This is a genomic window from Paenibacillus sp. R14(2021), assembly GCF_019431355.1.
In the GTDB taxonomy this organism is placed as follows: Bacteria; Bacillota; Bacilli; order Paenibacillales; family Paenibacillaceae; genus Paenibacillus_Z.
This window is the reverse complement of the sequence record NZ_CP080269.1, coordinates 3,326,189-3,338,257: the sequence shown is the minus strand read 5'-3', so window position 1 is coordinate 3,338,257 and position 12,069 is coordinate 3,326,189. Positions and strand designations below refer to the sequence as shown.

11 protein-coding genes are annotated in these 12,069 nt (G+C 54.1%); 10 read left to right on the top strand and 1 reads right to left on the bottom strand.

The window, feature by feature from the left end; translation table 11 throughout:
- Positions 1 to 37: 37 nt before the first annotated feature.
- Positions 38 to 238: a hypothetical protein gene (locus KXU80_RS15515; protein WP_219834169.1), complete on the bottom strand. Its 201-nt coding sequence runs from the start codon at positions 236 to 238 to the stop codon at positions 38 to 40.
- A 278-nt stretch (positions 239 to 516) separates the two neighbouring features.
- Here KXU80_RS15515 and KXU80_RS15510 point away from each other — a divergent pair, with 278 nt between their 5' ends.
- The 10 genes from KXU80_RS15510 to KXU80_RS15465 all read left to right on the top strand — a co-directional run bounded on the left by KXU80_RS15510 (position 517) and on the right by KXU80_RS15465 (position 11,553).
- Positions 517 to 654 carry a hypothetical protein gene (locus KXU80_RS15510; protein ID WP_219834168.1) on the top strand — a complete coding sequence of 46 codons (138 nt, stop codon included), beginning with the start codon at positions 517 to 519 and terminating at the stop codon, positions 652 to 654.
- Positions 655 to 845: 191 nt separating this feature from the next.
- Entirely contained in the window at positions 846 to 1,796 is a 951-nt protein-coding gene (locus KXU80_RS15505) for an ABC transporter permease (protein WP_258171025.1), read from the top strand.
- Between the two features lie 88 nt (positions 1,797 to 1,884).
- Positions 1,885 to 3,633, top strand: a complete 1,749-nt coding sequence (locus KXU80_RS15500; protein ID WP_219834167.1) for a type 2 periplasmic-binding domain-containing protein — start codon at positions 1,885 to 1,887, stop codon at positions 3,631 to 3,633.
- Between the two features lie 127 nt (positions 3,634 to 3,760).
- Positions 3,761 to 4,669: a carbohydrate ABC transporter permease gene (locus KXU80_RS15495; RefSeq protein WP_219834166.1), complete on the top strand. Its 909-nt coding sequence runs from the start codon at positions 3,761 to 3,763 to the stop codon at positions 4,667 to 4,669.
- Positions 4,670 to 4,697: 28 nt separating this feature from the next.
- A complete protein-coding gene (locus KXU80_RS15490) occupies positions 4,698 to 5,588 on the top strand; it encodes a CehA/McbA family metallohydrolase domain-containing protein (protein WP_219834165.1) in 891 nt (296 codons plus the stop codon).
- A 72-nt stretch (positions 5,589 to 5,660) separates the two neighbouring features.
- Positions 5,661 to 6,677: a LacI family DNA-binding transcriptional regulator gene (locus KXU80_RS15485; protein WP_219834164.1), complete on the top strand. Its 1,017-nt coding sequence runs from the start codon at positions 5,661 to 5,663 to the stop codon at positions 6,675 to 6,677.
- A 42-nt stretch (positions 6,678 to 6,719) separates the two neighbouring features.
- Positions 6,720 to 7,679 carry a carbohydrate kinase family protein gene (locus KXU80_RS15480; protein ID WP_219834163.1) on the top strand — a complete coding sequence of 320 codons (960 nt, stop codon included), beginning with the start codon at positions 6,720 to 6,722 and terminating at the stop codon, positions 7,677 to 7,679.
- 19 nt (positions 7,680 to 7,698) lie between these two features.
- Entirely contained in the window at positions 7,699 to 9,153 is a 1,455-nt protein-coding gene (locus tag KXU80_RS15475) for a leucyl aminopeptidase family protein (RefSeq protein ID WP_219834162.1), read from the top strand.
- Positions 9,154 to 9,192: 39 nt separating this feature from the next.
- Positions 9,193 to 10,617 carry an alpha-L-fucosidase gene (locus KXU80_RS15470; protein ID WP_219834161.1) on the top strand — a complete coding sequence of 475 codons (1,425 nt, stop codon included), beginning with the start codon at positions 9,193 to 9,195 and terminating at the stop codon, positions 10,615 to 10,617.
- 42 nt (positions 10,618 to 10,659) lie between these two features.
- A complete protein-coding gene (locus KXU80_RS15465) occupies positions 10,660 to 11,553 on the top strand; it encodes a metallophosphoesterase family protein (protein WP_219834160.1) in 894 nt (297 codons plus the stop codon).
- Positions 11,554 to 12,069 lie beyond the last annotated feature (516 nt).

Genomic DNA, 12,069 nt, shown 5'->3' with positions numbered 1-12,069 from the left:
GACCGAATTTCGGAAGCGTCACGAGCATTTAGGACGATTATCGAATAAGCAGCCAGATGACCAAGATCCAGAACGGCATCACCAGAAGCGCTCCGTTGAACAGGGCGAATTTAAAGTTTCTGCGGTCCGTCGTCTCGCTATCCGTGCCGACAGCCGCTGGGGCGGGCAGCGAGTCATGCATCCTTGTTCCTACAGGCAGCCAAGTTCCGCTGTTTAGTTTACGGTGTGCGATTTTCATCAATAACCCTTCTTTCCTTATAAAATGCATGACCATCGTCATGCAGATCAGTCGTTAAGCATTATATCGGTCAAGAGAAAGTAGGAATGAAGTCCTTTTCGGGAATATTTTTTACGAGAACATAGGGCTGTGAATCGATGACGAAAGCCTCTTGGTAGGAGCGCGTTTTCCGGCATTCCTACCGTTTTTTCCGCAATCCGCGCTATTGTGAAACAGGCGGCCGGGACAAACGGTTCATGGCCTGCCAATAGTCATACAAGGAGAGCATCCGCCTGATTATGGACGGCCTACGCATCGACCCGGATACGCGGAAAGTGTATGTCCATAGCCTGCCAGTCTTCGAAGTAGGGCATCAGCGGGAAGCAGACGGCTTTCTTGATCATGCAGTCTGCTGCAGACGGCTGCAGCCGCTGTAAATGTTAAATATTTGTTTGGAAGGAAAAAAACCATAGCAAACAGAAAAAATAGTTGTTATAATCTTGGCGTGGAAAGCGGTTTCTTTGACAGCACGAGAATTGGCTTTATTTTTTAGCTTAATATGGTAACGATTCCAGAGAACATTTTTTCAAATGGCATTCATCTTACAGAATGAAGGTGATTCGCACTTATGGAACCAAGCACCCTGCCTATGCCGAAGCTGAAACATCACGCAAGCACGTTATGGAAACGAATATTACTTCATCGCTATTTGTACCTCATGCTTCTCCCCTGCATCGCCTTCTTTATCATCTTCGCCTACATTCCGATGGGCGGCCTGCTGCTTGCCTTCAAGGAATACAAGTTCAACAAAGGGATTCTTGGCAGTCCTTGGGTCGGCCTCCAGTACTTTAAGACGTTCTTCAACTCCTACCAAAGCACCGAACTGATCAAGAACACCTTAATTATCAGCGGCATGAAATTGTTTATTTACCTGCCGTTTCCCATCATTTTGGCGCTGATGTTCAATGAGATCCGCTCCAGATGGTTCAAGAACGTCTCGCAAAGCATCCTGTACCTGCCTCATTTCCTATCCTGGGTCGTCGTCGTCGGTTTGATTCAGCGCATATTGGCGCCGGATACCGGTCTTTTCAATCAAGTCGTCGCGGACATGGGCGGAGACGGCAGTACGTTCTTCATGATGGAGCCCAAATACTTCTATCAAATCATGTTTGGCAGCCATCTGTGGAAATCGATCGGGTGGGACTCCATCATTTATATGGCAGCGATATCAGGGATCAACCCCGATATGTACGAGGCGGCCAAGATCGACGGCGCAGGCAAGCTGCGAGAAATTTGGAGCATTACGATTCCTTCCATCATGCCAACGATCGTCATTCTCTTCATTCTGTCGCTCGGCAACATATTGTCTGCCGGCTTCGATCAGATTTACCTGCTGCGAACACCCGGCAATATGCAGCTGTCTGATATTTTGGATACATACATCATCCGGATGGGCTTGCAGAGCGGTCAATATGGATACGCCACGGCCGTTGGCATGATGCAGGGCTTGATCGGTCTGGTGCTTGTCGTCATCGCGAACCGCATCTCGCGCCGCGTGTCAGAAACCTCGTTGTGGTAACGTTTCCATGGCGAAGCGGATTCTTCCTTGTCGTTGGGAGACGCCTTAGGCGTTTTTCATAAAAAAATCGTTGAAAAGGGGATAGCGCATGAACAAGCTTTGGGTCAAATTGTTCGCAATTTCACTTCTCGTGGTTGTACTGATTTCCGGCTGTACCAGCAATAATACGGGCAACGATAAGGGCAATGCGAATGCAGGGAAGGAAGCGGACGGACAAAAGAACACAGCCGCGTCAGATACAGATACGACTAAACCCGCGACATGGATCGCCGACCGCAAGATTAAAGGGCTTGTGTTCATGGGAACTGACGATTACACCGAGGATATGAACCCGGAGGTTAAAGCGAAGATCAAGGAATTAACGGGCGTAGACTTCGAGATTCAAATCATGAAAGCCGACCATTCCATCGACGGCTTGGTCGCTGGTCTGGCATCGGGCGACCTGCCCGACTTCATCGCCTTCTACTTGAACAATAGCGGCCGTCCCGAGATGCCGGTCGTGCTGAAAGCAGCACGCGAAGGCATGTTTACAGACTTGGCGCCGCTTATGAAGGACACCAAGGTATACAGCAAATATTTGCAGGACGGCTTCCTGCCGCTCGACACGCAGTTCGGCGTCATGTTCCGTCCGGAGTTTAACGGCTCGGCCTACTTCGCCCATATGAACATCAATCGCGAAGGCGGTTATACGGGCGGCGTGCCGCTCATCGGCGGTCCTTTCATCCGCAAGGATATCGCGGAAGCGCTGAACGTCGATCCGCGTACGATTACGACGACGGATCAGCTGTACGACCTCGCGAAGAAGATCAAAGCAGGCAACTTCAAAGACAAGAACGGCAAAGACGTTACGCCGATCGGCCCCGGCTATTGGGGCGGCCACGAAATCGGCAGACTGTTCCAGGACTTGGAGTGGGGCGCCGACGATCAGCGCATCATGCAGTCCAAGGACGGACAGATTCTGCACGAGGCCGAGACGCCTTATGCGCTGAAGCGGGTTGATTTCGTTAAGAAGCTGCTGAGCGAGAAGCTGCTGCAGCCGGAATTCTTCACGATGGACGAGAGCCGCGCGACAGAAGGCGCATTGAACGGCTCGTGGGCAATCATCGCCGACATGCACAGCATGCAGGACTTCGAGCAGGACGGCCACTATCTGCCGCTTGGTCCGCTTAATAACGTCGACAGCCCTTATCAGATGAAGGTTGATTTCAAATCCGGTTATTCCGCTTGGGCGATTCCAACCACGACGGAGAATCCGGAGGATATTATGAAGTTCGCTGACTTCTTGGCCAGCCGCACAGGCAAGCTACTCTGGAAATACGGCTTGGAAGGCCGCGATTACACGCTGGATGCAGACGGCAATCCGCTTGTGAAGCAAGAAGTAATCGATTTGAAAGCGAAGGACCCGAACGAAGCGAAGAAGCTCGGCTTTGACGGCGTGGGCAACAGCTGGGGCAACATTCTCGGCAGCACGGATAACGACAACACGGCCGATTTCGGTGAAGACCAATGGGGCGATAAGCTGAATCAAGGCAAGAGCAAAGGCGCGAAGGTGATCGCGGATTATTGGAACTGGGCCGACAAACGGAAGAACGCAGAAGTCATCGATGCGTATACGCCGACCTCGTTCCTGGGCGAGTTCGCGAACGGCACGGAGCTGAAGGCGGCGTTCGATAACTACAACGACAGCCTGGTTCAGGCGTATTACAGCAAGTCTGAGGACGATGCGAAGAAGATTTTGGATAACGCCTTGAAGCAGCTGAGAGCTGCCGGACTGGATGACTACCTGAAGCTGGTCGGACAGAAGAATGCCGATCCCAAAACAAAAGTGAAGTTCTAAAGATTACCCTCATCGTATCACAGCAATCGGAAAGGCGGTCTGCCTGCGTAGGTCAGCCGCCTTTCCTTCATACTTCCAGGTGCCGGGCGCGCTTCGCAGCGTAAGGCGCTAATGCAGGAGGGAAAGCATGGGCAGTGAATTTTATAAGCTCAGCAGTGGAGAGAAGCTGTTTAAGGTCATCAATTATGTGGTCATTATCGTGCTGTGCTTATCGATTATTCTTCCGTTCCTGAACATTGTGGCCTTAGCCTTCAACCCTGGCAAAGACGCGGAGAAGGGCGGGATCTTCTTCTGGCCGAGAATGTGGTCGCTGGATAACTTCAATCATGCGTTTCAGACGGCAAGCATTGGCACGGCGTTCTCGGTATCTCTGTTCCGCACGGTCGTCGGCACGGCTGCAAGCGTATTTCTAACGGCAATGGCGGCATACGCACTGAAGAGCAAGACGCTCCCCGGCGGGAAATTCTTCATGATGCTGATCTTCTTCACAATGCTGTTCGGCGGGGGCATCATTCCGTATTACATGCTGCTTAAATCGCTTCATCTGACGAACAACATTTGGGTGTACGTCATTCCAAGCCTGTACAGCGCCTGGAATCTGATCATATTCCGAACCTTCTTCCAACAGCTTCATCCGAGCCTCGAAGAATCGGCGCGCATTGACGGTTATAACGATTTTACGATTTTCCTGCGTATTATCATGCCGCTCAGCAGGCCGGTCATTGCGGTCATTTCGTTATTTTCGGCTGTGGGGCATTGGAATGACTGGTTCACTGGCGCGTTCTTCATCCGCAAGGAGAGCCTGCGGCCGTTGTCCACGCTGCTGCAAGAAATGCTGATGAGCGCGGAGGCGATGAGGGATACGCTGAATCAGTCGGCAGGGGTCAAATACGAAATGCTTGAGAAGATTCAGATCACGAGCAATTCCCTCAAGATGGCCACGATCGTCATCGTCGTCACGCCGATTATTCTCATCTATCCGTTCGTCCAGAAGTATTTTGCTAAAGGAGTAATGATCGGCTCCATGAAAGAATAAAGCAGCTTCGGAAAGGGAGGCGGCAGCCATGATAATCAATAATCCTTACGAACAAGCAGGCGTTTGGCTGAAAGGAAGCTTTCATAACCATACCACGAACAGCGACGGATGGTTTCCGCTCGAAACGGTATATAAAATGTACGGCGGCTACGATTTCCTAGGCATTTCCGATCACGACAAAATTACGAAGCACGAGGGCGAGCGGGAGATTCCCGTCGTTTTCGAAGCGATTGAAGTGAGCAGCCGGCAAACGCATATGCTGCTCGTCGAACCGCCTCACAGCATCATGGAGGGCTACAGCAATGCATTCACAATCGAGAACTACCAGCGCTTGGCGGATGCGGCGTCGGCGAACGGCGGATTCGCCGTATTCGTGCACCCGAACCGCTTCTTCTCGAATTACTGGCTGCTCGAGGATATGCTGCGCTTGGAAGGCTGCCTCGGCATCGAAGTCTATAACGGCGACGGCAATCCGGAGTACGACATTGCATTCGACAAATGGGATGCGCTTCTCTCGGCGGGACGCAGAATCTGGGGCTTCGGGAACGACGATTCCCATGTCTACGGTCAAGAGAAGCGGGCCTGGAATGTCGTTCAGGCAATCGATAACGACAAGGCGTCCATCATGGAAGCGATCAAGCGGGGCAGCTTCTACGTGTCGACTGGCTACGGCTTCGACGCGATCAGGGTCGAGGGCGATACGGTCATTGCCGACCTCCGTTCGAACGAGCTGCTGGATAAGATGTATAAATACGTAACGTTCTTCGGCAGTGACGGCCGGGTGCTCCAAGAATCGACAGGCCGGATCAAGCAGGCGAGGTATGCCTGCAGAGGCGACGAAGGCTATGTTCGGATCGCCGTTTATCTGGAAGGCGGTTATGCCGCGTTCTCCCAGCCGTTATTCGTTACGCAGGCGTAGAAACAGGAATTTCAGTACCTCTGTCGAAATTCTAGCTTCGGATGTTTAACGTGACGGATGAGGTGAAGTACGATGCAATTCAAAATCAAAGACGTGGCGAAGCTGGCCGGCGTATCTGTGACCACGGTCTCAAGGGTTTTGAACGGGGAGAAATATGTCAAGGACGATCTGAAGGCCAAGGTGAACAGGGCGATCGATGAGCTCGGCTATGCGCCAAGCCATATCGCGCGCAGCTTGGTGCGCAATAAAACGAACCTGATCGGGGTCATCGTGCCGGATTTAACGTCAAGCTTCTACGCGACGATTCTTAGCAGCATCGAGGAAGTGGCGAGCGCCAACGACTACAATCTACTCGTGTGCAACATCAGCGAGAATATCGACAAAGAGCTGAAGTATCTGAATGTGTTCCAGGAGATGCGCGTGGAAGGCATTATCATCATGCACGAGAAGATCAACGAGCCGATTCGGGCCCTTATTCATAGAATGCCAATTCCCGTTATTTTCTCCAGCGTGAAGCCGATGGATCAGAAGTTCATATCGGTCATCGTGGACGATTACAAGGCGGCCTACGACGCAACGAATTACTTGATCGAGCTGGGTCATGACGCCATCGGCTTCATCGGCGGCGACATGCGCGACATTACCTCGGGTCAGAACCGTTACATCGGCTACCGAAACGCAATGTCCGCGAGCGGCAAGAAGCTGGTGGAGGCGCATATTCGGTTTGGCGATTACAAGGTGAAGAGCGGCTACGAGCAAATGAAGCTCATGCTCGGCTCGAACAATCCGCCTACGGCGGTGTTCGCCGTGAGCGACGATATGGCGGTCGGCGCGATGAACTGCATCCGCGATCATCATTTGCGCGTGCCCGAGGATATCTCCATCATGGGGTTTGACGGCAGCCAATTGACGGAGCTGGCTCGCCCGACGCTGACTTCCATGGAGCAGCCGATCCATGAGATGGGGAAAGTGACGATGGACGTACTGCTGAAGCAAATTACGGGCGAAACGATTCCAAGCGAGGATATCATTCTCGAGCACCGCGTGGCGGCGCGCGAAAGCTGCATGAACAGGATGAAAGCGACATAAGGGACCCATCGAGATCATCACTGCCGGAGGATGTGATTCGTAGTGAAACAATATGATGTCATCGTAATCGGAGACGCCAATGTCGATTTGGTCGTAGCGGGGTGCAGCGACATGCCCGGGCCGGGGCAAGAGGTGTTTGTTCGCAATATAACGCTGCATGTTGGCGGCGGCGCGGCTTTGTTCAGCCTGTCGCTCGCCAGGCTCGGCTTAAGAACCGCCTTCAACGGCGTTCTGGGAGACGACGGCTTCGGCCAATTCGTCAAAGAACGGTTCAATCAATCTGGAATCGATACCAGGTTCATACGTACGAGCAATCGCAACAACACCGGGATATCGATTGCGATAAATCCCGAGAAGGACCGCTCCTTCATCTCGTATATGGGCTCCAATGCGGAGCTCGACCTGCAGCAGCTCGACATGCGAAGCGTCGTTCTGGGCAGGCATGTGCATTTGACAGGCTATCGCGGGAGCCGGAATCATGCGGAGTACATGGACATGACCCGGCGGATCAAAGCGCTTGGCTTGACCGTTTCCATCGATGTGGGCTGGGATGATACCGGCGAGTGGTATAAGGGCGTGTTCGAGCTGATGGAGGAAGTGAATGTCTTCTTTATGAACGAAGTCGAAGCGCAGCATTATACGGGCTGCTCATCGGCGGAGGCCTGCTTGAAGACCTTGTCGGCGCACAGCCGGCATACCGTGCTAAAGCTCGGAGCCATGGGCGCCGCGGCGGCGGTTGACGGACGCATGCTGTACAGGTCGGGCTTCGAGGTGCCGGTGGTGGATACGACCGGCGCGGGGGACGCGTTCAACGCTGGCTATATGTACGGCTTCTTGACGGGTCAGCCGCCCGAGCAATGCCTGCTGTACGCCAATGCGTGCGGCGCTATGTCCGTCAGCCAATTCGGCGGCAGCCCTGAAGCGCTGAACCATGCGGCCATGGAACAGTTCATTGCGGAGAAGGCTGGACGAACAACGGATCATTGGCAGATTGCGCAATGAGAAAAGGGGGAGCGCTTACATGAAATTCGAAATCGAAGGAGATCGTTCGACGGATACGCTGATCATGCCCATATATATCGAGGACTTGCCTCAGCTGCCGAAGCTGCGGAAGACGCCGGCCGCCGATAAAATCCAGCCTTATATGGGTGCGAGACACGCCGTCACTTGGTTTTACGGCCACAGCGGCGAGCCCGACCTCATGCTTGTCGGGTTGGGAGAGCGAACGAAGTTTCAACCTGCCGGGATCCGCGAGGCGGCGGGCAATGCGGGACGGGCGCTGCTGAAGGAGAAGCGGCAGGCGGCTGACGTATCGTTCGAGCTGCTGCAGCCTCATGGGCTCTTCGGCAGCGAGGCTGCGGACGAGATTGCCGCATGGGTCGAGGGAGCACTGCTCGGTACGTATGTGTTCGATACGTATAAGGGCCGGGCGGATGCTGACCCTGCCGTCATGCGTTTCATTGGGCAGAAGAGTCCGGCATGGACTGGGGCTGTTCGCCTCGGCGAAGTGCGCGCGCGCAGCACGATGTGGGCACGCGATCTGACCAATGAGCCGCCGAACCGGCTGCGGCCCCGCAATTTGGCGGAGCGGGCAGTGGCGCGCTTCGCGGGTACGCAGGCGCAAGTCACCGTGCATGAGGGCGAAGCGCTGGAACGCCTCGGATTCGCCGGACTGGCTGCGGTAGGCCGAGGAAGCGCGCATCCTCCCGTATTTTTGGAGATCCGTTACTGTTCTGATGCCGCGAAACCGTATACCGCTCTGATCGGCAAAGGGATCACCTTCGATACGGGCGGCATCAGCCTCAAGCGCGACAATGACATCAGCGACATGCGCATGGATATGGCCGGAGCGGCAGCGGTGCTTGGAGCCCTTGATATTCTGGTTCAAAGCGGCGCGGCAGCGAATGTGACCGTGCTTGTCCCCGCTGCGGAGAATACGCCGTCGGATCGCTCGATGCTGCCGGGCGAATTAATCCGCTACGCGAACGGGCTGACCGTTCAAGTCGGGAATACCGACTCGGAAGGGCGGCTTATCCTGGCCGATGCGTTGATTTACGCCCATCGCCTCGGCGCGGCGGAGGCGATCGATTTGGCCACGCTGACGTATTCCGTCGTCGGCGCGCTCGGCTCCAAGGTTGCCGGCATCTTGGGCGATGACCGTTTGGCGGACGCCCTGAAAACCGCAGGCAAACCGTTTGGCGAGCACGTTTGGCAGCTCCCTTTGGTGGATGAATACGAATCGTATATGGACAGCGATTATGCCGACGCCTGCAACATCAGCCGGGTAGGCGAAGCGGGAGCGATTACGGCTTCTTTATTCCTGCGTAAATTCGTTCATCCTGACCTTGCTTGGGCGCATATCGATATGAACGGTCCGAAAGACGCCTCCTCCGCCAAAGGCGAGTTCGCCGTTGGAGCGACGGGCTTCGGCGCACGCATGCTGGCCGCCTATCTGATGAAGCAGGACAAGTCGTAACAGGGTCCGTCCAAATCGATTGCGAAAAGGATGAATACAATGGATCAAACCATACAGGCTGCCGCGTTGGTAACGCCGTCCGAACGCCAGCTCGTTTGGCAGGAGATGGAGTTCTACGGCTTCATTCACTATACGGTCAATACCTTTACGAATTTGGAATGGGGTCACGGCAGCGAGGACCCGGCTGTCTTCAATCCGGCGGAGCTCGACGCCTCCCAGTGGGTAGAAGTATGCAAATCGGCGGGGATGAAGGGATTGATCTTAACCTGCAAGCATCATGACGGATTCTGCTTATGGCCGAGCCGGTATACCGATCATTCGGTCAAAAGCAGTCCGTGGAAAGCCGGCAAAGGCGATTTGGTGCGCGAGGTTGCCGACGCTTGCCGCGCTGGCGGCATACGCTTCGGCATCTATCTCTCGCCATGGGATCTGCATGAACCGACCTATGGCGATTCGGAGGCTTACAATGCTTATTTCTTGAACCAGCTCCGGGAGCTTCTGACGGAATACGGCGATATTTTTTGTGTATGGTTCGACGGCGCATGCGGGGAAGGGCCGAACGGCAAAAGGCAGGTATACGACTGGGATCGTTATTATCGCTTGATCCGCGAGCTGCAGCCGAATGCCGTTATCTCGGTATGCGGGCCGGATGTGCGCTGGTGCGGCAATGAAGCCGGCCATACGCGCACGGCGGAATGGAGCGTCGTACCGGCGTCGATGCGGGACAACGAGAAGATTCAGGAAAATTCGCAACAAGCGGACGACGGCGAATTTGCCAAGCGTATCCATTCGCAGGACGACGATCTTGGGAGCCGCGACGTCATACGGGATGCGGGAGAACTTGTCTGGTACCCTGCGGAAGTGAATACCTCGATCCGCCCAGGTTGGTTCTATCATGCCGAAGAGGATGATCGCGTCAAGACGCTCGACGAACTGCTGAACGTGTATGTTCGGTCGGTCGGGGGCAATGCTGCCTTCCTGCTGAACCTGCCGCCCGACAGGCGCGGCTTGATCCATGAGAACGATGCGAAGCGGATGGGGGAACTCGGGCAGGCAATTCGGAACATGTTCCCGGTCGATTTGTGTGCGAAAGCGACCGCTGCTGCTTCGTCGGAATTGGACGACCGTCATGGGGCAGACAAGCTGTTTGACGGCAATTCGGATACCTTCTGGCGACCGCTGGAAGGCATGGAACAAGCTGAACTCATTATCGACCTGCAGGAGAAGCAATCCTTCGATGCCATCATCCTCATGGAGCAGATCCGACTCGGTCAGCGCATTGAGAGCTTCGTTCTGACATGGAAAGACGGCGAAGAATGGAAGGCGCTGGATCAAGGAACGGTGGTTGGCTATAAGCGCATTTGCCGGTTTGGCAAGGTGAGCGCCCGTTACATCAAGCTGACCATCACGGCATCCAGATGGTTTCCGACGTTGAGAAGCTTCCAAGCGTACTTAAGTCATTAAATGGTCTTGAGAGCGAGACAAGACAAGACAAGGAGGGTTCACATGGCGCGTCCTGAATTGAAATATCGGCCAGACGGCACGTTCCATATCCTGCAATTCACGGATATGCATGTTAAAGACGGGTTTGAAATCGAAAAGGATGCTCGAACGCTGGCGCTCATAGAGCAAATCATCGCGGAGCGGAAGCCGGACCTCATTGTCCTTACAGGCGATGTGATCTCCAGCTATGACGTGGAGGATCAAGAAGGAACCTTTCGCCGCGCCATTGCCGGCGTCGTGCGATCCGGGATTCCGTTCGCCGTTATTTACGGGAACCATGATTCGGAGAAAGGCATCACGCGCCGGGAATTGAACGGCATTTTAGCCGAATTTGAATCGAGCCTGGCGGAGGACGGCCCAGAGGACATACACGGCGTAGGCAATTATCGGTTGGCCATCGCAAGCTCGACGGGCGATGCGGACGCAGCCGTGCTGTATTTCTTCGATTCGGGCGACTACGGACCGGATCCGGTTGAAGGCTACGGCTGGATTCATCCGGATCAGATCCAGTGGTACATGGCGGAATCCAGCAAATCCAGCAGGAAGAACGGCGGACCGCTGCCAGCGCTCGCCTTTTTCCATATTCCCATTCCGGAATACGAGCAAGTTTCCAAGCATGGGACGATAACAGGCCACAAAGGCGAGGAAGTGTGCTGCCCTAAGCTCAACAGCGGACTGTTCACGGCGATGCTGGAAATGGGGGATGTCATGGGAACCTTCGCCGGTCATGACCACGATAATGATTACGTCGGCGAGCTCTACGGCATCCAGCTGTGCTACGGCCGCGTGACAGGGCATAACACGTACGGCAAGCTGGAACGCGGAGCGAGGGTGATCGTTCTGAACGAAGGTGAACGAACATTCGAGACATGGGTGCAGCTGGAAAAGGAAAAATGACATTCCTCTCCTGGACGACAAGGCTTTTCAGTTCATTTTCCCGTTCTAAATAGAAAAGCGAGGCTTGAATCAACGGCATGTTCGGCTCGGGCCTCGTTGCCTCTGCCGCAATGAAGGCCACAAAGGCTGTCTGATGGTGAACTCGTCAATGGAGTTTGGCTTAACCGACAGCAAAGTAGCGGATGAGGTTGAACATATGTTTAACGATGTTGAGCTTATTCTGGAAAAAGTGATTCGGTAGGGACAAGAAGCGGGAGAGATTACAACGCGCTTCGAAAGTCGGGAACTAGCGGACTTTCTAGTCAAAAATATAAATCAACCTAATTGTTCCAGGGTGGCTCCTGCCTCTCCAAACCTCGACATGGTTCGAGGTTTTTTGTCGTGCCTAACCCGATGTGCCTAATATTATATTGTTTACATTTGCGTATGCAGCACATTAACGGACGGATCGAACATGAGTTTGCCGCGTAACTGGTATATATTCCTATTCGGTGATTCATACTATACCAACATAAG